The following is a 24,780-nucleotide window of genomic DNA, read 5'->3' as shown; positions in this document are numbered from 1 at the left end:
TTTACATTTGAGGTTTTATGTCTGTGGTAATCAGCGACGCCTGGCGCCAGCGTTTTGGCGGGACGGCACGTTTATATGGTGAAAAAGCCCTGCAGCTGTTTGCGGATGCGCACGTCTGCGTCGTGGGCATTGGTGGTGTGGGGTCGTGGGCGGCAGAAGCGCTGGCGAGAACCGGTATTGGCGCAATCACGCTGATTGACATGGATGACGTTTGCGTCACCAACACCAACCGTCAAATCCACGCCCTGCGCGATAACGTCGGCCTGGCGAAGTCTGAGGTCATGGCGGAACGTATTCGCCTGATAAACCCGGAATGTCGGGTCACGGTGATCGACGACTTTGTGACGGCAGATAACGTCGCGGAGTACATGAGCAAAGGCTATAGCTATGTGATTGACGCCATCGACAGCGTGCGGCCAAAAGCGGCGCTGATCGCATACTGCCGTCGCTACAAGGTGCCGCTGGTCACGACGGGCGGTGCGGGTGGGCAAATCGATCCGACGCAGATCCAGGTGGCCGACCTGGCGAAAACCATTCAGGATCCGCTGGCGGCCAAGCTGCGCGAGCGCCTGAAGAGCGATTTTAACGTGGTGAAGAACAGCAAAGGTAAGCTCGGCATCGACTGCGTGTTCTCGACCGAAGCGCTGGTCTACCCGCAGGCGGATGGCTCAGTCTGCGCGATGAAAAGCACGGCGGAAGGGCCAAAGAGAATGGATTGCGCCTCAGGTTTTGGTGCGGCCACCATGGTGACCGCCTCCTTCGGCTTTGTGGCTGTGTCTCACGCCCTCAAGAAAATGATGGCGAAGGCGGAACGTCAGGCCTGAGCCTGACGTGCGGCATCCAGTACCGCGTCGCCCAGCGCGATCAACCCCTGACCGCGCGAGGCGCTGAGCTGCGCGCGCAGCCCAAGCTCATCAAATAACACCAGCGGCGAATGTGCCAGCAATTCCGCCGCGCTTTTCCCTTCCACAGCGGTCAGCAATACGGCCAGCAGGCCCCGGACGATGCGGCCTTCGCTGTCGCCGAAGAAGTGCAGCTTCTCGCCGGAGACGCTAACCCCCAGCCAGACGCGGTTTTCACAGCCTGCGATCTCTTTCGCCTGCGCTTTAAGATCGTCTGAAAGGGCCGGGAGCTGTTTACCCAGCAGGATCAGCTGTCGATATTTATCTTCCCACTGCTGGAGCGGGGCGAAGGTCTGTTTTAAGGTCTCTTCTGTGATGACCGTGCCAAACGGATGTCCGGCTAAAGCAGCGCTAGTCATTAATCCACCAGTATTTCAAGGGCGCGGTCAACGGCGGCAACCAGCACGTCGACATCGCTTTGGGTATTGTACGGCGCAAACGAGGCGCGCAGCGTACCGTTAACGCCAAGCGCCGCCAGCAGCGGCTGGGCGCAGTGCTGTCCGGCACGCAGGGCAATGCCGTACCCGGCCAGCAGCGTCACCATGTCGCTATGGTGAACGCCCGCAAAATCAAAGGCGAGCAGGCTTGAATCCTGAACGCGGAACGAGCGGAAACCCGGGCGCTTTTTGAGCTCTTCCTCTGCCAGCGTCGCCAGCCCCCGGCTCCAGCTTTCAGCCTGAACGATGTCTGTTTCTGCCAGCCACTCCAGCGCCGCGCTTAAGCCAATCACCCCCGCCACGTTCGGCGTACCGGCCTCCAGGCGATAGGGAACATCCTGAGTTTTGAAGCCATCGAACGACACTTCAGTGATCATTTTGCCGCCACCGAGCCACGGCGTCATTTTTGCCAGCAGTTCTGGCTTGCCGTACAACGCCCCAATACCGGTTGGCCCGTAGAGCTTATGTCCTGAGAAGGCATAGAAATCGATATCAAGCGCCTGCACATCAGCGGGGAAATGCACCACGCCCTGAGCGCCGTCGACCATCACCACCATCCCGCTGGCATGGGCTATGCGAATAGCCTGAGCCAGGTCCGGGCAACCACCCGTGACGTTCGACATCTGTCCGAGCGCCAGAATGCGGCTGCGGGTGGTAATCAGCTCTGGGAGACGGGCAACGTCGGGAAGAAGGTCTGCACCCAGTGGAAGCTTCACCACGCGTGCACCCGTTTGCTCTGCCACCATCAGCCATGGCACCAGGTTGGCGTGATGTTCCGCCTCGCTGACGACGATCTCATCGCCCGGCTGAAGCAGCGGGCGCGCGTAGCACTGGGCCACCATATTGATGGCTTCGGTCGTGCCGCGCGTCCAGACGATGTTTTTCCCGCTTTCGGCATTGATCAGGCGTGCGACCTGATCGCGTGCGGCTTCATAGCGCGCGGTTAATCGCTGCGCTTCGGCAAACTGGCTGCGATGCACGTTCCCGGCGCTCAGGCTGTAGAACTGCTGCGTGGCCTCAATCACCGCCTGTGGCTTAAGGGCGGTGGCGGCGCTATCCAGGTAAATACCGGCATCGGCCAGGGCCGGAAACTGTGCGCGGAACTGCGCAGGACTGAAAGCGTTCATGGGATTCCTCATTTCAATATAGCGATCGTCGCGCAATTTCAGCGGCAGGGCAAGGAGGTTGATATCTATCAGAATTGTCTGCTTATCCTTACGGCCTCAAAAAAGCAGGTTATGCTAAATAGTGTTAGGCGGATGTTTTAGCCTGTTATAAATCGAGGTTTGAATAGCATTAATTGCTAAAGGAGAATAATCATGAATAAGACAGCTGCAATCATTTCTGCCTGTGCGTTTACTTTTGCCCTGAGCGCCTGTTCCGGTAACAACTACGTGATGCACACCAACGATGGTCGTTCTATCGTTTCGGAAGGGAAACCGACTACCGATAATGATACCGGGATGATTTCGTACAAAGATGCTAACGGGAACAAGCAGCAGATCAACCGCACGGACGTGAAAGAGATGAAAGAGATCGAGCATTAACAGATCGCAGGCGAAAAAAAAGCACCGCAAATTGGCGGTGCTACATTAATCACTATGGACAGACAGGGTAAATGTACAGGAAGTGAAAAATTGGTAGCGTTGCTACCGTGGTCTGAATCGCAGACCAATTGCAAACACAACAACACAACATCACAACCGTAAGCCAAAAGCCCTTCAGAACACGCATTCCGAAAAAAGCTCTTCGTTCCGGCTCAGGAAGTGCCGCCACTATAGGTATTTGCTGGTAGTTCCTCAACGGACAAATTATAATGGCTCAGATAAAAAAAACTAATAGGTTAAACGTTGTTTCCTATTTGTTAAATCCCGTTAACATCTAAGCCAGATAACCATGTCAAAGCGATTGCCACCTCTTAATGCATTACGAGTTTTTGATGCAGCAGCACGTCATCTGAGCTTTACCCGCGCAGCAGATGAGCTTTTTGTGACACAGGCCGCAGTAAGTCACCAAATCAAGTCTCTGGAGGATTTTCTGGGCCTTAAGCTGTTTCGTCGACGCAACCGTTCGTTGCTGTTGACCGAAGAGGGGCAGAGCTATTTTCAGGATATTAAAGAGATTTTTTCCCAGCTCACGGAAGCCACGCGTAAGCTGCAGGCTCGCAGTGCAAAAGGTGCTCTGACCGTCAGTTTATTGCCCAGTTTTGCCATTCATTGGCTGGTGCCAAGACTCTCAAGCTTTAACTCAGCTTATCCGGGGATCGACGTTCGAATCCAGGCGGTAGATCGTCAGGAGGACAAGTTGGCCGATGACGTAGATGTCGCCATTTTTTATGGTCGCGGTAACTGGCCGGGCTTGCGCGTTGAAAAATTATACGCAGAATATCTCCTGCCGGTCTGTTCTCCCCTGCTGTTAACAGGTGAGAAGGCGCTGAAGTCACCCGCTGACCTGGCTCAGCATACGCTTTTGCATGATGCCTCTCGCCGCGACTGGCAAACTTATACCCGTCAATTAGGTCTTACACATATTAACGTGCAGCAGGGACCCATTTTTAGCCACAGTGCGATGGTGTTACAGGCTGCCATTCACGGGCAGGGCGTGGCGTTGGCGAACAACGTCATGGCGCAGTCCGAAATTGAGGCAGGCCGCCTGGTTTGCCCTTTTAATGATGTACTGGTCAGCAAGAATGCGTTTTATCTGGTTTGTCATGACAGTCAGGCAGAACTGGGTAAAATAGCCGCCTTCCGGCAGTGGATACTGGCGAAAGCGGCAACCGAGCAAGAAAAATTCCGCTTCAGGTATGAGCAATAACGTTTGTGTGCCGGGCACGCATCAACTCAGGACTTAAACATGACCAGCCGATTCATGCTGATTTTTGCCGCGGTGAGTGGCTTTATTTTTGTTGCACTGGGCGCCTTTGGCGCACATGTATTAAGCAAGTCTTTAGGCGCAGTAGAGATGGGCTGGATCCAGACCGGCCTTGAATATCAGGCGTTCCACACGCTGGCTATTTTTGGGCTGGCGGTGGCGATGCAGCGTCGTATCAGTATCTGGTTTTACTGGAGCAGCGTGTTTATGGCGCTGGGTACCGTGTTGTTCAGCGGTAGCTTGTACTGCCTTGCGCTCTCACATTTGCGCCTGTGGGCGTTCGTTACACCTGTCGGCGGCTTCAGCTTCCTGGCGGGTTGGGTATTAATGTTTATCGGAGCTATCCGTCTGAAACGCAAGGGCGTTGTTCATGAATAAGGTTGTTTTATATTGTCGCCCGGGGTTTGAGAAAGAGTGCGCCGCGGAAATTACCGATAAAGCGGCGAAGCGCGAAGTCTTCGGCTTTGCCCGCGTAAAAGAAAACGCGGGCTATGTGGTATTCGAGTGCTATCAGCCTGAAGACGCGGACAAGCTGGCGCGCGAGCTGCCGTTCAGCTCGCTGATCTTTGCTCGCCAGATGTTTGTCGCGGGTGAGCTGCTGAAGGATCTTCCGCCGGAAGACCGCATCACGCCAATTGTCGGCATGCTGCAGGGCGTGGTGGAGAAGGGCGGCGATCTGCGCGTTGAAGTGGCGGATACCAACGAAAGTAAAGAGCTGATGAAGTTCTGCCGTAAGTTCACCGTGCCGCTGCGTGCGGCGCTGCGTGATGCAGGCGTGCTGACGAACTACGAAACGCCGAAGCGTCCGGTGGTGCATATCTTCTTTATCGCACCAGGCTGCTGCTATACAGGCTATTCGTACACCACCAACAACTCTCCCTTCTTTATGGGCATTCCGCGTTTGCGCTTCCCGTCCGATGCGCCAAGCCGTTCCACGCTCAAGCTGGAAGAGGCGTTCCACGTCTTTATCCCGGCGGATGAGTGGGATGAACGTCTGGCAAACGGCATGTACGCCGTCGACCTTGGCGCGTGCCCGGGCGGCTGGACCTATCAGCTGGTGAAACGCAATATGTGGGTATCGTCCGTTGATAACGGTCCAATGGCGCAAAGCCTGATGGACACCGGGCAGGTTACCTGGCTGCGGGAAGACGGTTTCCGCTATCGCCCGAACCGTAACAACATCTCGTGGATGGTGTGCGATATGGTTGAGAAGCCGGCAAAAGTCGCCGCGCTGATGGCCTCCTGGCTGGTGAACGGCTGGTGTCGTGAGACCATTTTCAACCTCAAGCTGCCGATGAAAAAGCGCTATGAGGAAGTATCGCAGAACCTGGCCTACATTCAGGAGCAGATGGACGAGCACGGTATTAACGTGGAGATCCAGGCGCGTCAGCTGTATCACGACCGTGAAGAGGTGACGGTGCATATTCGTCGCTGGTGGGCTGCGGTTGGCGGACGTCGCGACGAGCGATAGTACGTGCTTTGTTTTGCCCGGTGGCGCTACGCTTACCGGGCCTACAGAAAAGCGTTAACGCTCTAATCTCAACTGCTGTAAATTCCCGTCCAGCTGTAAATCCGTCTGTAGCGTTGCGATTTCCCGGCAGATAAACGCCATCTCTTTATGCGCCTCCAGCTTCTTGCGCCACTTTTCTGGCACCTCATCCAGACGGGCGTAAATCCCTTCCAGACTCTGAAAATCGATCAGCAGCTGCGCGGCGCTCTTCGGCCCAATACCGGCGACACCCGGAACCTTAGAGCTGCTGATGCCTGCCAGCCCCCAGTAATCCGGTAGTTGCTCAGGCGAGACGCCGAACTCGCTGGCAATAAACGGCGCGTCCAGCCAGCGTTTTTGAAAATAGTCGCGAATGCGGATAGTCGGCGAGAGCAGCTGGCAGTAGCCTTTGTCGGTTGAAACGATAGTGGCCTGATGTCCGGCGCTTGCCACCTTTACGGCCAGGGTGGCCGCGAGATCGTCTGCTTCATTTCCCTGTGCACCCCAGCAGGGAACGCCCCGCTGTTCAAATGCAGCGCGCAGCATGGGCAATTCAGCGTGAAGATCGTCCGGCATCGGGGCGCGTCCGGCTTTGTAGTCCGGCAGACGCTGGTGTCGCCAGCCCGTGTTGCGGGCTTCGTCATCAAATACCGCGACCGCGTGGGTGGGTTCACTGTGGCGAATAAGCTGTTCCAGCGCGTGCAGACAGGTGTCTTTACAAGGCGTCCCCTGTACCGCATGGATACGGCGGATCAGGTTAAGAGCATCGACGATAAGTAAATGAACGGCCACAGATAATCTCCCTTCTATCTCATGCGTGAAGGGTAACACTGTCAGCAGCGTGAAACTATGAATGGTGGGGAAAACAGGAAGAAGCCTCGCAAAACGAGGCTTCCTGAGGGGCTTAATCGCAGGTCACGATCTTCATCGCCAGGCCGCCGCGAGAAGTTTCGCGGTATTTGGCGTTCATATCTTTACCGGTTTCGTACATGGTTTCGATAACCTTATCGAGACAGACGCGCGGCTCGCTGGTGCGGCGCAGCGCCATACGTGCCGCGTTCACCGCCTTCACGGAGGCAATCGCGTTACGTTCGATGCACGGTACCTGTACCTGTCCGGCAACCGGGTCACAGGTCAGCCCAAGGTTATGTTCCATGCCGATTTCCGCAGCAATGCACACCTGTGTAGGGCTTGCACCCAGCAGTTCGGCCAGACCCGCCGCCGCCATGGAGCACGCCACGCCGACTTCACCCTGACAGCCCACTTCCGCACCGGAAATAGACGCGTTCATCTTATACAGCGAACCAATCGCACTGGCGACCAGCAGGTAGCGCGCCAGCGAATTCGCGTTCACTTCACGGATAAACTTGTCGTAGTACGCCAGCACCGCCGGAACGATACCGCAGGCGCCGTTAGTCGGCGCGGTGACCACACGGCCCCCGGCAGCGTTCTCTTCGTTCACCGCCAGCGCGAACATGTTGATCCAGTCTACGACGGCCATCGGGTCTGTCGTCGTTTTGTCGGTGCTCACCAGCATACGGCGCAGCGCAGCAGCACGACGCGGCACGCGAAGCTTGCCCGGCAGAACGCCCTCGGTGGTGATCCCTCGCTCGATACCGCCGCGCATCACTTCCCAGACGTTAGTGAAGTGCTGTTCGAGCTCCTCTTTGCTGTGAAGCGCCAGCTCGTTTTTCATCATCAGACCGGAGAGGGAAAGGCCCGTCTCCTGGCAGTGACGCTGAAGATCCGCCGCCGTTTTGTACGGATACGGCACTTCTACAGAAGAGGTATTGGTTTGACCAAAGTGGTCTTCGTCGACGATAAAGCCGCCGCCGATAGAGTAATACGTCTGGCTGTATACCGCTTTGTCGCCGGCCAGCGCGGTAATGCGCATGCCGTTTTCGTGCAGCGACAGGTTGTCCGCATGGAAATTCATGCAGTGGTCAACCGGGAATTCAACCTCATGCTCACCGTTCGCCAGCAGCAGGCGACCGTGGGTGTTCACATCCTGGATGAAGCCAGGGATCGCATCAATATCAACGGTGTCCGGCAGGTTTCCCGCCAGGCCCATGATAATGGCGATATCGGTATGGTGGCCTTTCCCGGTCAGGGAAAGCGAGCCGTATACATCGACAACCACGCGGGTAATGTCATGCAAGATGCCGCGTGCAATCAAGTCATCCGTGAACTGCTTACCGGCTTTCATTGGTCCGACGGTGTGAGAGCTGGAAGGACCAATACCGATTTTGAAGATATCGAATACGCTAATCATGATGCGTCCATTGCTTTCAGTCAGAGAGGGAGGAGTGCGCCGTCCGAAGACGGCGCGGGTGATAATCAGAACATGGTGTACAGGGAGTAGAAGATCGCAGAGATTGCGATAAGACCCATGATAACCACAAAGACGTTGCTCACATGACCGCTGTACTTGCGCATAGCAGGGACTTTCTGAATCGCGTACATCGGCATCAGGAACAGAATCATCGCGATGACCGGGCCGCCCAGGGTTTCAATCATGCCCAGGATGCTTGGGTTCAGCGTTGCTACCGCCCAGGTGGTGAGCAGCATGAACAGCGCAGTGATTTTGTTCAGCTTGTTGATTTCAATGCTCTTGCCTTTACCGCGCAGAGATTTAATCACCATACCGTTGAAGCCTTCACGCGCGCCGAGGTAGTGGCCCAGGAAGGATTTGGTGATGGCGATAATCGCGATGATTGGTGCCATCCACGCAATGACCGGTGCGTTAAAGTGGTTCGCCAGGTAAGACAGAATAGAGATGTTCTGCTCTTTCGCTGCCGCCAGATCCACTGGGGAAAGGCTCAGTACGCAGCTGAAGACGAAGAACATTACGGTCAGTACCATCATGATGTGAGCGCGCGCCAGGATGCTGGAGCACTTCTTCTCTGCGCCATTACCGTACTCTTCACGTTTCGCCACAGCGAAAGAAGAGATGATTGGAGAGTGGTTGAAGGAGAACACCATCACCGGAATTGCCAGCCAGAGGGTCATCAGCAGGCCGTTACCGGTTGCCGATGCACTGCTCAGGGACAGGGTTTCCAGCGCTGCACCGTTCCACTGTGGGATCAGGTAGCAAGCCAGTACCATCAGAGCAATAACGAACGGGAAGACCAGTACGCTCATTGCTTTCACAATCATCTGCTCACCGAAGCGAACGATGGTCATCATGCCCACGATCAGGATCAGCGACAGAATCGCACGCGGAGGCGGCGTCATGTGCAGCTGGTGCATCATGAAGCTTTCAACGGTGTTGGTGATCGCCACGCTGTAGACCAGCAGAATAGGGTAAATCGCGAAGAAGTAGAGCAGGGTAATCAGTTTACCTGCGCCAACGCCGAAATGCTCTTCAACAACTTCAGTGATGTCCTCGCCCGGGTTTTTACCGGACAGCACGAAGCGGGTCAGACCGCGGTGTGCGAAGAAGGTCATCGGGAAAGCAATGATAGCCATGATGATCAGCGGGATCAGACCGCCGACGCCTGCGTTGATAGGAAGGAACAGTACACCAGCGCCGATTGCTGTGCCGTAAAGGCCAAGCATCCACATGGTATCCGTTTTGCGCCAACCACTTCGGGATTCAATCGAAGCAACGGTGCTGGTTTGAGTGGTTTCCATCTGTATCTCCTGGAGGAAGCAAATTGTCAGGTTTTTAGTCAAATCCGATGAAAAAGTGCCTGACGGTAATATGAAATTCGTTCAGTGACGGTTTTTTAATAATTTTCGCCCGTAACTATTGGCGGGCGGAAAGATACATTCTAGTTATGAATCTATCAGTGATCCTGATCCCAAATGCAATAATCCACTTATGATGTGGGCATCTTTAGACCATTTATCTGTTAAAAAAACGTCAAAGAGAATTTACGGGCGCGAAGGCTACCACCAACGACATGTGAGCTGAAAGACTGGCCCGTGATATAGGTGTCTTTAGCTGTAAAGAAATGGGTTTTTAGTATTTTCTGGCAGGTAATTTGGATTAAGGCTGATAATTTACGGTTGAAAAAACAAGGTAATCGTTTGCGTTTGCGCATAGTTTGTAAAAGACATAAGTGATGCGTATGAATTACCTCGTAATAAAAAAAGCCGGGACGCGCAACAGGGCGACCCGGCTTTGATGAGATGCTGTTGAGCGTTATGTGCAGATTTCGTAGCAAGGAATATAGGCTGAGCCCGGCAGCTTCATGCGGTGCTGAGCGACAAAGCCCTGCAGCATGTCGTCCATGCGACGCATCATCTCCGGGTCGCCGTGGATCTTGTACGGACCGTACTGTTCAATAGCGCGGATGCCCATCTCTTTGACGTTGCCCGCCACAATCCCTGAGAAGGCACGACGCAGATCGGCAGCCAGGACTTCCACCGGCTGGTCCGGATAGAGTTTCAGGTTCGCCATATTTTCGTGCGTTGGCTCGAACGGGATCTGCAGATCCGGCGCGATACGGATTGACCAGTTAAAGCTGTACGCATCGCCGGTATCGCGACGGTTTTCTTTTACCAACGGCATCGCTTTTTTCATCTGGCGCGCCACTTCCGCGGCATCGTCAATGATGATGCGATAGTGACGACGCGCGGCTTCGCCCAGCGTGTGCACGATAAACTCGTCCAGCACGCGGAAGTAGTCGGCGCTCTCTTTTGGACCGGTCAGGATCAGCGGCAGAACCTGATCTTTGTTGGCCGGATTCATCAGAATACCCAGCAGATAGAGCAGCTCTTCCGCTGTCCCCACGCCGCCCGGGAAGATGATAATGCCGTGGGCGATACGGACAAACGCTTCAAGACGTTTCTCGATATCCGGCATGATAATCAGCTCGTTAACCAGCGGGTTAGGCGGCTCAGCGGCTATGATTGACGGCTCGGTCATGCCGATAAACCGTCCCTCTTTGTAACGCTGTTGCGCGTGTCCCACTGCGGCACCTTTCATTGGCGCTTCCATCGCACCCGGACCGCAGCCGGTACAGATATTCAGCTCGCGCAGGCCGAGCTGGGTGCCCACCCGACGCGCATAAAGGTATTCGGTTTCGTTAATGGAGTGGCCGCCCCAGCAGACGACCATGTTCGGCGCTTCGCCGACGTGCAGGGCACGGGCGTTACGCAAAATGGAGAACACCAGGTTGGTGATATGGACCGAGCTTTCCAGGTCGAGATGCTGGAAACGGCCTGCGTTGTGGATCTGCCCGTTAACAAACAGGATGTCACGCAGCACGGCAAACAGGTTAGCCTGAAGTGAACGAATGATACGGCCGTCGACAAAGGCCTCTTCCGGCGGGTTGATGACTTCAAGCTTCACGCCACGCTCGCGGCGCAGCACGTTGATATCAAAGCTTTCGAAGCGGGACAGCAGTTCTTTACTGTTATCTGTCAGGCTTCCGGAGTTCAGTACGGCAAGTGAACAGTTACGAAACAGTTGATAAAGATCGCTGCTGGCCGTGCGCTTAAGCATGTCCACTTCCAGCTGCGACAACATATCCATTGAGCCAAGCGGGCTAATATGTGTAATCAAGTGAGCTCCTTACGGGACGATTATCGTCTTTCCCTGTTGATTACAATAGCCCTGGCGCGTGACGTTTCACAACCTAAAGCGCGGAAGATACCGCGCATATTGTGAAAATATTTATATTACTGACGCACCAGCCGCCCCGTTGCTGGCACAAAAGCGGTGTTGGTGCGCCACGGGTTGATGTCCAGACCGCCACGGCGGGTGTAGCGCGCGTAAACGCTCAGTTTTTCTGGCTGGCAGAAACGCTGAATATCGCTAAAGATACGCTCCACGCACTGCTCGTGAAATTCGTTGTGATGGCGGAACGACACCAGGTAGCGCAGCAACTTTTCCCGGTCAATTTTCGGGCCGCGGTACTGGATCTGCACCGAACCCCAGTCCGGCTGGTGGGTGATCAGGCAGTTGGATTTCAGCAGGTGGCTGACCAGCGTCTCTTCGACCACCTTTCCGCTCGCCGCGTTTTCAAGGTAATCGGCGCTGAATTCATAATTCTCCACCTCGATATCCTGATCGTCGATGCAGGTCCCGTTGAAGTGGGCGACCGGCTGCCCTTCCAGCTCGTGCAGGCGATACAGTGAAACGCTCACCTTTCCCTGCGCGCAGGCGCTTAAATCACGTTCCAGGCTGTGCTGAACGTCGTCCCAGCTGCTGAATTTTGTCTGGTTAAAACTGTTAAGATAGAGCTTAAAGCTTTTGGATTCCACGAGATTAACGCTGGCGTAATCCAGCTCAACGTGGCCCACCGCCACCTGCGGCAGACCGCGCGCGTTAAGCCACGAGAGTTCGTACAGCGTCCAGATGTCACCGCCGACAAACGGCAAGGCATCCGCATGCAGGCCCAGAGGATCGCGGTTCAGGCTGCGCGGCACGCCCTGCAGCAGGCTTGCATCGTAGGTATCGCGGTAATCGGTCGATTTCCCCAGCGTTAAGCCGGTTAACGCCTGATGATTTTCGTAAGACATGTTTCATAGCCACTTTACAGGTACACTTATGGCCTGAGTTTATCCTGTCTGACAAGAAGAGAGAAATCGGTGGACATCGAAACTGCAAATGCCCTCACTGCCTTCACGACCCGCTATTGCGACGCATGGCATGAAAAGGACCAGACATGGCCGCAAAGTGCTGATTTGTATGGCGTACCTTCGCCGTGCATTATCTCTTCAGTCGACGATTACGTTATCTGGCAGCCAAAACCTTTCGACGGCGAGCAAAATGTAAATGCGGTTGAGCGGGCAATGGACATTGTGGTACAACCAGCGGTTCATGCGTTTTATACCACGCAGTTCGCAGGGGATATGCCTGCGCGCTTTGCTGATATCACGCTGACGCTGTTGCAGACCTGGAGCGAAGACGATCTGCAGCGTGTTCAGGAAAACCTGATTGGTCATCTGGTCACGCAAAAACGCCTGAAGCTATCTCCGACGCTCTTTATTGCCACGCTGGACAGTGAACTGGACGTTATCTCCGTCTGTAACCTGTCAGGTGAAGTGGTTAAAGAGACTATCGGCACCCGCAATCGCGAGACTCTCGCCCCCTCTCTTGCGGATTTCCTTACCCGACTTGAGCCACTTCTGTAATCCTTGATGCTATAGCGCGTGTGAGAGATCTCTTACAACGTTTGTGAGAGATCGCTGAAGATTCAGTATTACCTCATTTAATTCAGATTAATATCACTCTATTTTTCAACGAATTACTTGTTCATCGTATTGTTTTTAGGGATTTCTTACGGCTTACAACCCAGAAAGGGTGGGTTGTAAGACGAAGCGGAATAGCGGATTCTATTTCTGTCGACAGGACGCCGACACGAGAAACGAACATCAGGATGATGGCGTTTCTTACACAGGACTCGTCAGGATGGCGCTTCAGGAAGGCTTCAGGATGAAGCGAAGTGGATAATGCAGGATGCGTAAGGGACACCTCCAGGAAGGAGAACGAGAGCCGGTCAGGATGGTCGGTGGGTCAGGAAGGCCAGGACGTTTCAGGATGAGACAAACACGTCAGGAAGATGTGTGCAGGATGCATCGGCTTACGGATGACCAGGCCTTCGGGCGTCAGGAAAAGTTGTCACGGATGAGCAGGGAGCACGAATTGTAGCTGGAACGCTGCGAAACGAACCGGGAGCACTGTTTTTACAGTGCTCCCTTTTTTTATTTCTGCCTTCCGCAATGCTATGCTGCGCGCCGTTCACTTTTTCAGTTGAGGTTACTATGACGCAACACGATAGCGTTCGTGCTCAGTTGCACGCCATCGAAGCCCTTTTGCGCCAACATCAGCTGTGGCAGGAGACCGCGCCGCAGCCAGAAGCGTTCGCGAGCACTCAGCCCTTCTGCCTGGATACGCTGGCCCCGTTTGAATGGCTGCAGTGGGTGTTAATTCCGCGCATGCACGCCCTGCTTGAGGGCGGTCACCCGCTTCCGCAGGCGTTTGCTGTCTCTCCCTATTATGAAATGGCGCTCGAGACGACCCACCCGGCGCGCGACGTGATGCTGGTCGAACTGGAAAAACTGGATGCCCTGTTTGCCGGTGAAGATGCATGACGCTTGAGATCCTCTATCAGGACGAGTGGCTGGTGGCGGTGAATAAACCGTCAGGCTGGCTGGTACACCGCAGCTGGCTCGATCGCGATGAGAAAGTGGTGGTGATGCAGACCGTTCGCGACCAGATTGGTCAGCATGTTTTTACCGCCCATCGTCTCGACAGGCCGACATCCGGCGTGCTGCTGATGGGGCTTTCCAGCGAGGCGGGGCGTCTGCTGTCACAGCAGTTTGAACAGCATCAGATGCAAAAGCGCTACCACGCGATCGTGCGCGGCTGGCTGACGGAAGCCGCCACGCTGGACTATCCGCTGGTGGAGGAACTGGACAAAATCGCCGATAAATTTGCCCGCGATGACAAAGGTTCGCAGCCCGCAGTAACGGATTATCGCGGCATGGCGACGACCGAAATGCCGGTTGCAACCAGCAAATTCCCGACCACACGCTACAGCCTGGTTGAGCTTTTGCCTAAAACCGGGCGTAAGCACCAGCTGCGACGCCATCTTGCGCACCTGCGCCACCCGATTATTGGTGACAGCAAACACGGTGATTTGCGCCAGAACCGCAGTGCGGCCGAACACTTTGGCTGCCATCGTCTGATGCTGCACGCCAGCGAGCTGAGCCTGACGCACCCGTTTACCGGCGAACCGCTGACCATCCGTGCGGGGCTGGACGACGTCTGGATGCAGGCGCTGTCACAGTTTGGCTGGCTGGGACAACTCCCCGAAAATGAAAGGGTTGAGTTTGTATCGGGCAACGTTCAGGATGAACGGTAAACGCATTCATTATGGGAAAATATCATGGCTGAAGTAGGCATTTTTGTCGGCACAATGTACGGCAACTCGCTGCTGGTAGCGGAAGAGGCTGAGGCAATACTCGCCAGCCAGGGCCATAAAGCCACGGTCTATGAAGACCCGGAACTGGCAGACTGGGAAAAGTATAAAGATAAATACATTCTGGTGGTGACCTCCACCACCGGGCAGGGCGATCTGCCGGACAGCATCGTGCCGCTGTTTCAGGGCATTAAAGACCAGCTTGGCTATCAGCCAGACGTGCACTACGGCATCATTGCTCTGGGCGACAGCTCTTACGCCAACTTCTGCGGCGGCGGCAAGCAGTTCGATGCGCTCCTGCAGGAGCAGAGCGCCCAGCGCGTCGGCGAGATGCTGCTGATTGATGCCGGAGAGCATCCTGAACCCGAAAGCGAATCGAACCCATGGGTCGAGCACTGGGCAACTCTCCTTAAATAGTTATCCAGGCCGGGTAAGGCGTAGCCGCCACCCGGCGATACACCCCGCACCAAACGCCAATTCCGTGAACCACCTTCCATTCCCCTGGGCTTATGCCATAAACAACCTCTCATACACCCTTTAATACTGTGTTTCTGCACGGTGAGGTGATGAGGCACTCCTTCATATACTTTTCCGGTCACTATAAAACGGCGTCAGGCCGTACCAAAACGACAAAACACCAATCTCATTCTGATTACCCTACCGGTGCTGTACAGAATGAACCAGGCGAAAGCTATGTTTCAGGAGTGCAACAATGAGTACATTAAGCCACGCAGCGAGCAGTGCTGAAAAGCGCACTAATGCCCGCTACTGGATAGTGGTGATGCTGTTTATCGTCACATCCTTTAACTATGGTGACCGCGCCACGCTGTCGATTGCCGGTTCGGAAATGGCAAAAGATATCGGCCTTGATCCGGTGGGCATGGGTTACGTTTTCTCCGCATTCTCATGGGCCTACGTCATCGGACAAATTCCTGGCGGCTGGCTGCTGGACCGTTTTGGATCTAAACGCGTCTATTTCTGGTCCATCTTTATCTGGTCAATGTTTACCCTGTTGCAGGGGTTCGTCGATATCTTCAGCGGCTTCGGCATTATCGTGGCGCTCTTCACGCTGCGCTTCCTGGTAGGCTTAGCGGAAGCACCTTCCTTCCCGGGGAACAGCCGCATTGTCGCTGCCTGGTTCCCGGCGCAGGAGAGGGGAACGGCGGTGGCGATTTTCAACTCCGCACAGTACTTCGCGACGGTGATCTTCGCGCCAATCATGGGCTGGCTGACGCATGAGGTGGGCTGGTCGCACGTCTTCTTCTTCATGGGCGGGCTTGGGATCGTCATCAGCTTCGTCTGGCTGAAAGTGATCCACGAACCCAACCAGCATCCTGGCGTGAACAAAAAAGAGCTGGAGTACATCGCGGAAGGCGGCGCGCTGATCAATATGGATCAGAAATCGGCAAAAGCAAAAGTCCCGTTCAGCCAGAAATGGGCGCAGATCAAGCAGCTCGTCGGCTCGCGCATGATGATCGGCATCTATCTGGGCCAGTACTGTATTAACGCCTTAACCTACTTCTTCATCACCTGGTTCCCGGTATACCTGGTGCAGGCACGCGGCATGTCGATTCTGAAAGCGGGATTTGTCGCGTCGGTCCCGGCAATTTGCGGCTTCGTCGGCGGCGTGCTCGGCGGAGTGATTTCCGACTGGCTGATGCGCCGTACCGGCTCGCTGAACATCGCGCGTAAAACCCCGATTGTGCTCGGCATGCTGCTCTCCATGACCATGGTGTTCTGTAACTACGTCAACGCCGAATGGATGATTATCGGCTTTATGGCGATGGCCTTCTTCGGCAAAGGCATTGGCGCGCTGGGCTGGGCGGTGATGGCGGATACGGCGCCGAAAGAGATCAGCGGCCTGAGCGGCGGCCTATTCAACATGTTCGGCAACATATCCGGGATTGTTACGCCCATCGCTATCGGCTACATCGTCGGTACCACCGGCTCTTTCAACGGTGCGCTAATCTACGTAGGTGTGCATGCGCTGGTGGCGGTGCTGAGTTACCTGGTGCTGGTGGGGGATATCAAACGCGTCGAACTTAAACCTGTTGCGGAGCGTGGATAATGACAACGCAATCGAGCCCAACCGTCACGGAGATGAAGGTCATCCCGGTGGCCGGGCAGGACAGCATGCTGCTCAATATCGGCGGGGCACATAGCGCCTGGTTTACCCGTAATATCGTCGTGCTGAAAGACAGCGCAGGGCATACCGGCGTGGGCGAAGCCCCGGGCGGAGAGGTGATCTACCAGACGCTGGTCGATGCCATTCCGCAGGTGGTGGGCCAGGAGGTCGCCCGTCTGAACAAGGTCGTTCAGCGGGTGCATAAGGGCAATCAGTCGGTGGACTTTGATACGTTCGGTAAAGGCGCCTGGACGTTTGAACTGCGCGTCAACGCGGTCGCCGCGCTGGAGGCCGCCCTGCTCGATTTACTGGGTAAGGCGCTCAATGTTCCGGTTTGCGAGCTGCTGGGGCCCGGCAAACAGCGTGATGCGGTCACCGTGCTGGGCTATCTGTTCTACGTTGGCGATCGCAATAAGACCGATCTCCCGTATCTGGCCCGATCCACGGGCGATCACGACTGGTATCGCCTGCGCCACCAGGAAGCGCTCTCCAGCGACGCGGTGGTGCGCCTGGCGGAAGCCGCGCAGGATCGCTACGGCTTTAAGGATTTCAAGCTGAAGGGCGGCGTGCTGCCCGGCGAGCAGGAGATTGAAACGGCCCGGGCGCTGAAAAAACGCTTTGCGGATGCACGGATCACCGTCGATCCCAACGGCGCCTGGCTGCTGGAGGAAGCGATTAGCCTGTGCAAAGGGCTGGGGGATGTCCTGACCTATGCGGAAGACCCCTGCGGCGCGGAGCAGGGCTTCTCGGGCCGTGAAGTCATGGCCGAGTTTCGTCGCGCCACCGGGCTGCCTGTCGCGACCAATATGATCGCCACCAACTGGCGTGAAATGGGTCATGCGGTGATGCTGAACGCCGTCGACATACCGCTGGCGGACCCTCACTTCTGGACGCTTTCAGGCGCAGTGCGCGTGGCGCAGCTGTGCGATGACTGGGGGCTGACCTGGGGCTGTCACTCGAACAACCACTTTGATATTTCGCTGGCGATGTTTACCCACGTTGGCGCTGCGGCGCCGGGTAACCCGACCGCCATCGATACCCACTGGATTTGGCAGGAAGGGGAAGCCCGCCTGACGAAAAATCCGCTGGAAATCATCAACGGCAAGATTGCCGTACCGGATGCGCCGGGCCTGGGCGTGGAGATTGACTGGGATCAGATCCATAAAGCCCATGAGGCGTATAAAAAGCTACCGGGCGGCGCGCGTAACGACGCGGGCCCGATGCAGTACCTTATCCCCGGCTGGACATTTGACCGTAAGCGCCCTGTTTTTGGACGTCACTGATAAAAGGATTACACGATGAGTACTTTTACGACCCCTGTCGTCACTTCCATGCAAATCATTCCGGTTGCGGGCCATGACAGCATGCTGATGAACCTGAGCGGCGCGCATGCGCCATTCTTCACCCGCAATATTGTCATTATCAAAGACAATTCCGGGCATACGGGCGTGGGCGAAATTCCGGGCGGGGAGAAGATCCGCCAGACGCTTGAAGATGCCATTCCGCTGGTGGTGGGCAAAACGCTGGGTGAGTATAAAAATGTCCTCAACACCGTGCGCAATACCTTTGCCGATCGCGATGCCGGAGGGCGTGGCCTGCAGACTTTCGACCTGCGCACCACCATTCACGTGGTGACCGGGATTGAATCCGCGATGCTGGATCTGCTGGGTCAGCATCTGGGCGTTAACGTTGCGTCGCTGTTGGGCGAGGGGCAGCAGCGCAGCGAAGTGGAAATGCTGGGCTATCTGTTCTTTGTCGGCAACCGCAGGCTGACGCCATTGCCTTATCAGAGCCAGCCGGGTGAACAATGCGACTGGTACCGACTTCGCCACGACGAGGCGATGACCCCGGATGCGGTGGTGCGCCTGGCGGAAGCCGCGTACGAAAAATATGGCTTTAACGATTTCAAACTGAAGGGCGGCGTGCTGGCCGGTGAGGAAGAGGCGGAAGCCGTCACCGCGCTGGCAAAACGTTTCCCGCAGGCGCGCGTGACGCTGGATCCGAACGGCGCGTGGTCGCTTGATGAAGCGATCAAAATTGGTAAACAGCTGAAAGGCGTTCTGGCGTATGCGGAAGATCCGTGTGGGGCTGAGCAAGGCTTCTCAGGACGTGAAGTCATGGTGGAATTTCGCCGCGCAACGGGGCTGCCGACCGCGACCAATATGATTGCCACCGACTGGCGTCAGATGGGACACACCCTGTCCTTGCAGTCTGTCGACATTCCGCTGGCGGACCCGCACTTCTGGACGATGCAGGGGTCGGTGCGCGTGGCGCAAATGTGCCACGAGTTTGGCCTGACCTGGGGCTCGCACTCTAACAACCACTTCGACGTGTCGCTGGCGATGTTCACGCACGTTGCCGCCGCCGCGCCGGGCACGATTACCGCTATCGACACGCACTGGATCTGGCAGGAAGGTAATCAGCGTCTGACTAAGCAGCCGTTTGAGATCAAAGGTGGCATGGTGCAGGTGCCTTCCACGCCGGGGCTGGGGGTTGAGCTGGATATGGACCAGGTCATGAAAGCCCATGAGCTGTATCAAAAACACGGTCTGGGCGCGCGCGACGACGCCATGGCGATGCAGTACCTGATCCCCGACTGGACATTCGACAATAAACGCCCGTGCATGGTACGATAAACGCATTGGGACCGCTCCCACAAGCGGTCTTTTACGTGGTGTATGCTTAACGTAACGACTATGCGTAAGGATGGCTTATGAAAATTGTTATCGCACCGGACTCGTATAAGGAAAGTTTGAGTGCGCTTGAGGTTGCGACAGCGATAGAACGTGGTTTTCGCGAGATCTTTCCCGAGGCGGTTTACGTCAAACTGCCGGTCGCGGACGGTGGCGAAGGGACGGTTGAGGCGATGATCGCGGCAACGCAGGGACGCATTGTGCATGTTCCGGTGACCGGCCCGCTGGGTGAGCGCGTGGAAGGATTTTATGGCTTATCCGGTGACGAGCAAAGTGCCTTTATTGAAATGGCGGCGGCAAGCGGCCTGGAGCTGGTCGTTCCTTCGCAGCGTAATCCCCTGAAAACCACCTCGTGGGGCACGGGCGAACTTATTCGTCACGCGCTGGACGCAGGCGTTAAGCATATCATCATCGGCATTGGCGGCAGCGCCACCAATGACGGCGGGGCAGGGATGGTGCAGGCGCTGGGGGCAAAGCTGCTGGACGACAGCGGGCAGCCCCTTGGGCAGGGCGGGGGCGAGCTGGGAAAACTCGCGCGTATCGACCTGAGCGGGCTGGACAGACGTCTGGCGGAGTGCCGGATTGAGGTCGCCTGTGATGTGACGAATCCGCTCACCGGAAAGGATGGCGCATCAGCCGTATTTGGTCCGCAAAAGGGGGCCACTCCCGAGATGATCGTCACCCTGGACAACGCGCTGGCGCAGTATGCGAGAGTCATTGCCCGGGATCTGGATATCGACGTGCTAAACCTTGCTGGCGGCGGCGCGGCGGGTGGCATGGGGGCCGCGCTGTACGCCTTTTGCGGCGCGGAGCTGCGCCAGGGCATTGAGATCGTGACCGATGCGCTACACCTGGCCGACCAGGTGGCCGATGCGGATCTGGTGATCACGGGAGAAGGCCGCATCGACAGCCAGACGATCCACGGCAAAGTCCCGGTGGGCGTGGCGAAAGTGGCGAAACGCTTTAACAAACCCGTCATCGGCATTGCAGGCAGCCTGACGGCGGACGTTGGCGTGGTACACGATCACGGCATTGATGCGGTGTTTAGCGTGATCTACACCATCTGCTCGCTGGAGGATGCGCTGGAAAATGCCAGCGAGAACGTCAGGATGGCCGCAAGGAATATCGCGGCGGTGCTGAAGGTGGGGCAGGGAATGTAGTTCTCCCTCTCCCTGTGGGTGAGGGCATCAGGCCGCACCCGCAATCATAGGCCCGGTAAGCGTAGCGCCACCGGGCTTTTATCTCAGCTTCCCAGCAACTTCGTCGCTTCGCGCGTTACGTTATCCATCTCATCCAGCAGCTCCAGAAACTCCGGTTCAAGCTCCGATTCCGGCGTGCCGGCACGCAGCTGCTGCTCCAGCAGCTGGCAAAGATTTTTCAGCCGCGGCACGCCGCTGTACCCGCAGCTGCCGTGCAGCTTGTGGATCGCTTCCAGCAGCGCTTCCGGATTTTCACCCACCAGCTGCTCTTCTACCTTATTGCGAATTTCCGGCAGAAACGCGACCAGCATTTGCAGCATTTCGCGGGCTAAATCGGGTTTACCTGCCGCCTGGCGCAGCGCGAGCTGCCAGTCAAAGGTGGCGTTCTGGTTAACGCTGATTTCAACCGGCTCGCTGGAAACCGTGTACGTCCCGCCAATGTGACCCGGCTTATAGCGTAACAGCAGGTTATGAAGTTTCTCTTCATCGATGGGCTTCGCCAGATAGTCATTCATTCCGGCGCTCAGCAGCTTCTCTTTCTGACCGGCCATCGCGTGCGCGGTGACCGCAATGACCGGGGTTTGCTGCTGGTGCGGCAGTTGGTGGATCAGCTCGCAGGCCCGAATGCCATCCATGCCCGGCATCTGAATATCCATCAGGATTAAATCGAACTGCATCTGCTTCGCCTGTTCAACCGCCTGCGCGCCGCTGGTGCAGAGCTCAACGTGCTGAACCTGGTCTTCAAGCAATGCGCCAATCAGCTTCAGGTTGGCCTGATTATCATCCACCGCCATCACGCTCATCGGCAATTTTTGCTCGTCGTTAATCAGCGGGAGAGCATGCTGGCTAAGACGGCAATACTCCGTGAGCGCGGGCAGGAGGCGGGTCGAGGTGAGCGGCTTCAGCAGACACGCGGCGGCTCCGTCGTTTTTCAACTCCTCCGCATTAATCTGGGCGTGGCAGGGTAGCGCCAGCAGCAGATAGTCGGTCATTGACGCGGCTTTCGCCAGCCGCTCCTGCTGCATGGTCAGTTCGCCGGTGAAGGTGACCGGGATCCCCATCAGCAGAATATCGTAGTGCTCAACGGCAAGCGCTGAGAAGGTTGGGCTGTAGACCACCTCCAGCGGCGTGGTGCTTAAAATATCGAGCGCACACTGCGCTGCCGCCGCGTTAGGTTCGACGTAGGCCAGGCGCTTGCCTTTCAGACAGTCCGTCACCGGGCCATCGGTCAAAACGTTCGGGTTGAGGTCCAGATTAATATGGAACCAGAAGGTTGAACCGCGATTCGGCTGGCTGTGGAAAGAGATATCGCCGCCCATCTCGTTCACCAGGCGCTGCGTGATCACCAGCCCCAGGCCGGTACCGCCATGACGGCGGGAGATACTGGCGTCCGCCTGACGGAACGCCTGGAACAGACGCGACTGGTCCCGCTCAGGAATACCGATGCCGGTATCGCGGATCTGGACTTCAATCTGCACTTTATTGCTGCTGATGGAGCGTTTTTCTACCAGAATGTCGATGTTACCGCTTTCGGTGAATTTAATCGCATTCCCGACAAGGTTGGTAATGACCTGCTGCAGGCGCAGCGGATCGCCAATGACGTTATCCGGCACGTCGTTTTTAATGTTGAGCGTCAGCTCAAGGCCCTTGTCGTGCGACGAGTGCGCGAGCAGCGTCACCACCTCATCGAGCGTACTGCGCAGCGGGAACGGAATGCTTTCCAGGATCAGCTTGCCCGCTTCCAGCTTGGAGAAGTCCAGCACGTCGTTGATGATCGCCAGCAGGTTGTTGGCCGAGCGTTCAATGGTGTGCAGGTGATCGCGCTGAGTCGGGTTGAGCTCGCTTTTCAGCGTCAGGCGGGTAAAGCCGATCACGCCATTGAGCGGCGTACGCAGCTCGTGCGACATATTGGCCAGGAATTCCGACTTAATACGTGCCGCTTCCTGGGCGCGCTTTTTCGCCAGATCCAGCTCAACGTTCTGGATCTCCATCTGCTCCAGCGTTTCGCGCAGGTCGGACGTGGCCTGGTCAACGTTGTGCTGCATCTCTTCGTGATACGCCGCCAGCGACATGGCCATTGAGTTGATGCCGTTCTTCAGCATGTCCAGCTCGCCCAGCATAAACCCTTCCACCCGGCTGTCGAGCTGTCCCCGGCGGATGCGGTCAACCGTATTAACCATGTTGCGGATGGGGCCCGTCACGTCGCGCATCAGGCGCCAGCCGAAGATCAGCGCAATGCCAATGCAGAACAGCATCATCACGCCAGAGATAAAAATTTCTTTGTACTGCTGTAGCCGGACCGACTTGAGATCCAGCTCCAGCGCCACATATCCCAGCATATTGTTGCTGGATTTGGCGTCGGATTGCGCTGACTCATCGGGGGAATAGCTTTCCGACACGATCGGCGTGCGCAGGATCATGATATCGCCGCGCCGCAAGACGGTGAGGTGGCGCGGGAATGGTGTACCGTCCGGGATCTTCAGGGCTGCCGGATCGAGATGAAAATTCGAGGTGACAAACAGGCGGTTATGTTCGTCGTAAACGGAAATGGCGCGTACGATGTCCGAGTGACGGCGGTGGAGCACGCTGATTAACTGGCCAATGGATTCGCGGTTTTGCAGGTTCATGCCGTACTCGCTGGAAACGGCAAGCGGTTCGATAATGCTGGCGCCTGCATCCTCAAGCTGTCGCTGCAAATCGTTATAGCGGTGCACAACAAAGAAGATACTCAGCAGCAAACCGATGAGAACGGTGGGGGCGAGGATCAAAATCATCATGCGCGCGCGCAGGCTGTAGTTGGTCATGGCGTTCCGTTATGGGACAATTAAGATAATTATGTTTATGTGAGAAAAATCTCGGCGATGGCGCAATTCTACTCTGCAAAGCGACGCGTGACGACGCGTCAAATCATTACTGTTGAAGCCACGGACCTCGATCCGTTTGGTCAGGGAGTGGCACGTCACAACGGTAAAGCTCTGTTTATAACAGGTTTATTGCCGACAGAACGAGCAGAAATTACGCTGACGGAAGATAAACGCCAGTTCGCGCGCGGACAGGTTAAGCGCCGCCTCAACGATACCCCGGAGCGCGTGAAGCCCCGCTGCCCACATTTTGGCGTTTGCGGAGGCTGCCAGCAACAGCATGCGAGCACAGAATTACAGCAAAAAAGCAAAAGCCGCGCGCTGGCGCGTCAGCTTAAACATGACGTTAACGAAATTCTCGCCGATGCGCCCTGGGGCTATCGGCGACGCGCGCGCCTGAGCCTCAGCTATCAGCCAAAAACGGCGCGGCTGGAGATGGGGTTTCGCAAGGCCGGTTCCAGTGACATCGTCGATGTGCAGCAGTGCCCCATTTTGGTGCCCCATCTTGAGGCATTGCTTCCGGAGGTGCGCATTTGTCTCTCCGGGTTGGACGGCGTTCGCCACCTCGGACATGTCGAACTGGTCATGGCAAACAATGGACCGCTGATGGTCCTGCGCCATACCGCGCCGTTGTCGAAAAAAGATCGCGAAAAACTGGAACGCTTTTCGCATTCCCACGACCTGGCGCTTTTCCTTGCACCACAAAGCGAGATACTTGAGCAGGTTACCGGTGAGGCGCCCTGGTATGCGTCAAACGGGCTACGCTTAACGTTCAGCCCGCGGGATTTCATTCAGGTGAATGACGGTGTTAACCAACTGATGGTTGAGAAAGCGCTGACGTGGCTGGATGTTCAGAAAAGCGATCGGGTGCTCGATCTGTTCTGCGGAATGGGCAACTTCACGCTGCCGCTGGCGCAAAAAGCGGCCAGCGTCGTCGGCGTGGAAGGCGTCGAGGCGCTGGTGGCTAAAGGGCAGGAGAACGCGCAGCAGAACGGCTTGCAAAATGTGACATTCTTTCATCAAAATCTTGAAGAAGATGTCACCCAACAGCCGTGGGCAAAACAGGGCTTTGATAAAATTTTGCTCGACCCGGCGCGTGCCGGTGCCCCGGGTGTGATGGCACATATTATTAAACTCGCGCCGAAGCGTGTGGTCTATGTTTCCTGTAACCCGGCAACGCTTGCCCGGGACAGCGAGGCATTAATCAGCGCGGGTTACAAGATTCAGCGTCTGGCAATGCTGGACATGTTCCCGCACACTGGACATCTGGAATCGATGGTGTTGTTCGAGCACATCTAATTTGTTTGGCTTGTCGACTTCGACAGGC

General features: G+C 56.2%; 22 protein-coding genes. 14 read left to right on the top strand and 8 right to left on the bottom strand.

All coding sequences use genetic code 11. The features are described 5' to 3' along the window. Positions 1–17: 17 nt before the first annotated feature. Positions 18–824, top strand: coding sequence for a tRNA cyclic N6-threonylcarbamoyladenosine(37) synthase TcdA (gene tcdA / locus HB664_RS21550; RefSeq protein WP_032678882.1), 807 nt, complete (start codon positions 18–20; stop codon positions 822–824). On the opposite strand, the gene csdE is transcribed toward tcdA, so the two are convergent. Beyond that, positions 815–1,261, bottom strand: a complete 447-nt coding sequence (gene csdE, locus HB664_RS21545; RefSeq protein WP_219940188.1) for a cysteine desulfurase sulfur acceptor subunit CsdE — start codon at positions 1,259–1,261, stop codon at positions 815–817. The two genes, tcdA and csdE, sit on opposite strands and share 10 nt — an antisense overlap. After that, positions 1,261–2,466, bottom strand: a complete 1,206-nt coding sequence (gene csdA / locus HB664_RS21540; RefSeq protein WP_219940187.1) for a cysteine desulfurase CsdA — start codon at positions 2,464–2,466, stop codon at positions 1,261–1,263. The genes csdE and csdA overlap by 1 nt, the downstream gene beginning before the upstream one ends. A gap of 192 nt (positions 2,467–2,658) precedes the next feature. Here csdA and HB664_RS21535 point away from each other — a divergent pair, with 192 nt between their 5' ends. The 4 genes from HB664_RS21535 (at position 2,659) to rlmM (ending at position 5,681) form a co-directional block, all read left to right on the top strand. Further along, positions 2,659–2,886, top strand: coding sequence for a YgdI/YgdR family lipoprotein (locus HB664_RS21535; RefSeq protein WP_008499648.1), 228 nt, complete (start codon positions 2,659–2,661; stop codon positions 2,884–2,886). A 349-nt stretch (positions 2,887–3,235) separates the two neighbouring features. After that, positions 3,236–4,153, top strand: a complete 918-nt coding sequence (gene gcvA / locus HB664_RS21530) for a glycine cleavage system transcriptional regulator GcvA (protein WP_023309032.1) — start codon at positions 3,236–3,238, stop codon at positions 4,151–4,153. A gap of 39 nt (positions 4,154–4,192) precedes the next feature. Further along, positions 4,193–4,588 carry a DUF423 domain-containing protein gene (locus HB664_RS21525; RefSeq protein ID WP_023309031.1) on the top strand — a complete coding sequence of 132 codons (396 nt, stop codon included), beginning with the start codon at positions 4,193–4,195 and terminating at the stop codon, positions 4,586–4,588. After that, the gene (rlmM, locus tag HB664_RS21520; RefSeq protein ID WP_023309030.1) at positions 4,581–5,681 is read left to right on the top strand and encodes a 23S rRNA (cytidine(2498)-2'-O)-methyltransferase RlmM; all 1,101 of its coding nucleotides are present in this window, start codon (positions 4,581–4,583) and stop codon (positions 5,679–5,681) included. Before HB664_RS21525 ends, rlmM begins: the two co-directional genes overlap by 8 nt. 54 nt (positions 5,682–5,735) lie before the next feature. Here the strand turns inward: rlmM and xni are convergent, their stop codons facing one another. The 5 genes from xni to queF all read right to left on the bottom strand — a co-directional run bounded on the left by xni (position 5,736) and on the right by queF (position 12,170). Continuing rightward, complete coding sequence (gene xni / locus HB664_RS21515; RefSeq protein WP_094934826.1) at positions 5,736–6,491, bottom strand: flap endonuclease Xni; 756 nt, start codon at positions 6,489–6,491, stop codon at positions 5,736–5,738. A gap of 112 nt (positions 6,492–6,603) precedes the next feature. Continuing rightward, a complete protein-coding gene (locus tag HB664_RS21510) occupies positions 6,604–7,971 on the bottom strand; it encodes an L-serine ammonia-lyase (protein ID WP_033146431.1) in 1,368 nt (455 codons plus the stop codon). A 65-nt stretch (positions 7,972–8,036) separates the two neighbouring features. Beyond that, entirely contained in the window at positions 8,037–9,332 is a 1,296-nt protein-coding gene (locus HB664_RS21505) for an HAAAP family serine/threonine permease (protein ID WP_029741560.1), read from the bottom strand. A gap of 514 nt (positions 9,333–9,846) precedes the next feature. Continuing rightward, complete coding sequence (gene ppnN / locus HB664_RS21500) at positions 9,847–11,211, bottom strand: nucleotide 5'-monophosphate nucleosidase PpnN (RefSeq protein WP_023309027.1); 1,365 nt, start codon at positions 11,209–11,211, stop codon at positions 9,847–9,849. A gap of 116 nt (positions 11,212–11,327) precedes the next feature. Next, positions 11,328–12,170 (bottom strand): NADPH-dependent 7-cyano-7-deazaguanine reductase QueF, encoded by an 843-nt coding sequence (gene queF / locus HB664_RS21495; RefSeq protein ID WP_219940186.1) that lies wholly within the window; start codon positions 12,168–12,170, stop codon positions 11,328–11,330. 69 nt (positions 12,171–12,239) lie between these two features. Between queF and syd the strand changes: the two genes are divergently transcribed. From syd to HB664_RS21455, 8 genes are all read left to right on the top strand, one after another. Continuing rightward, positions 12,240–12,785, top strand: coding sequence for a SecY-interacting protein (gene syd / locus HB664_RS21490; RefSeq protein ID WP_048976038.1), 546 nt, complete (start codon positions 12,240–12,242; stop codon positions 12,783–12,785). Between the two features lie 630 nt (positions 12,786–13,415). Then, complete coding sequence (locus HB664_RS21485) at positions 13,416–13,745, top strand: YqcC family protein (RefSeq protein WP_033146428.1); 330 nt, start codon at positions 13,416–13,418, stop codon at positions 13,743–13,745. Continuing rightward, positions 13,742–14,518 carry a tRNA pseudouridine(65) synthase TruC gene (gene truC, locus HB664_RS21480; protein ID WP_033146427.1) on the top strand — a complete coding sequence of 259 codons (777 nt, stop codon included), beginning with the start codon at positions 13,742–13,744 and terminating at the stop codon, positions 14,516–14,518. Before HB664_RS21485 ends, truC begins: the two co-directional genes overlap by 4 nt. Positions 14,519–14,542: 24 nt before the next feature. Next, positions 14,543–14,992 (top strand): flavodoxin, encoded by a 450-nt coding sequence (locus HB664_RS21475; RefSeq protein WP_029741558.1) that lies wholly within the window; start codon positions 14,543–14,545, stop codon positions 14,990–14,992. A 295-nt stretch (positions 14,993–15,287) separates the two neighbouring features. Next, the gene (gene gudP / locus HB664_RS21470) at positions 15,288–16,643 is read left to right on the top strand and encodes a galactarate/glucarate/glycerate transporter GudP (protein ID WP_023309021.1); all 1,356 of its coding nucleotides are present in this window, start codon (positions 15,288–15,290) and stop codon (positions 16,641–16,643) included. Then, positions 16,643–17,983, top strand: a complete 1,341-nt coding sequence (locus HB664_RS21465; RefSeq protein ID WP_219940185.1) for a glucarate dehydratase family protein — start codon at positions 16,643–16,645, stop codon at positions 17,981–17,983. Before gudP ends, HB664_RS21465 begins: the two co-directional genes overlap by 1 nt. A gap of 15 nt (positions 17,984–17,998) precedes the next feature. Continuing rightward, positions 17,999–19,336 carry a glucarate dehydratase gene (gudD, locus tag HB664_RS21460; protein WP_219940184.1) on the top strand — a complete coding sequence of 446 codons (1,338 nt, stop codon included), beginning with the start codon at positions 17,999–18,001 and terminating at the stop codon, positions 19,334–19,336. 77 nt (positions 19,337–19,413) lie between these two features. Further along, positions 19,414–20,553 carry a glycerate kinase gene (locus tag HB664_RS21455; protein ID WP_033146424.1) on the top strand — a complete coding sequence of 380 codons (1,140 nt, stop codon included), beginning with the start codon at positions 19,414–19,416 and terminating at the stop codon, positions 20,551–20,553. Between the two features lie 83 nt (positions 20,554–20,636). On the opposite strand, the gene barA is transcribed toward HB664_RS21455, so the two are convergent. After that, positions 20,637–23,396 carry a two-component sensor histidine kinase BarA gene (barA, locus tag HB664_RS21450; protein ID WP_047059997.1) on the bottom strand — a complete coding sequence of 920 codons (2,760 nt, stop codon included), beginning with the start codon at positions 23,394–23,396 and terminating at the stop codon, positions 20,637–20,639. Between the two features lie 57 nt (positions 23,397–23,453). Here barA and rlmD point away from each other — a divergent pair, with 57 nt between their 5' ends. Then, positions 23,454–24,752: a 23S rRNA (uracil(1939)-C(5))-methyltransferase RlmD gene (rlmD, locus tag HB664_RS21445; RefSeq protein WP_219940183.1), complete on the top strand. Its 1,299-nt coding sequence runs from the start codon at positions 23,454–23,456 to the stop codon at positions 24,750–24,752. Positions 24,753–24,780 lie beyond the last annotated feature (28 nt).

The sequence above is a fragment of the Enterobacter sp. DNB-S2 genome, assembly GCF_019443845.1.
GTDB classification, from domain to species: Bacteria; Pseudomonadota; Gammaproteobacteria; order Enterobacterales; family Enterobacteriaceae; genus Enterobacter; species Enterobacter asburiae_B.
The sequence above is the reverse complement of the archived record's forward strand: the minus strand, read 5'-3'. Positions and strand labels throughout refer to the sequence as shown.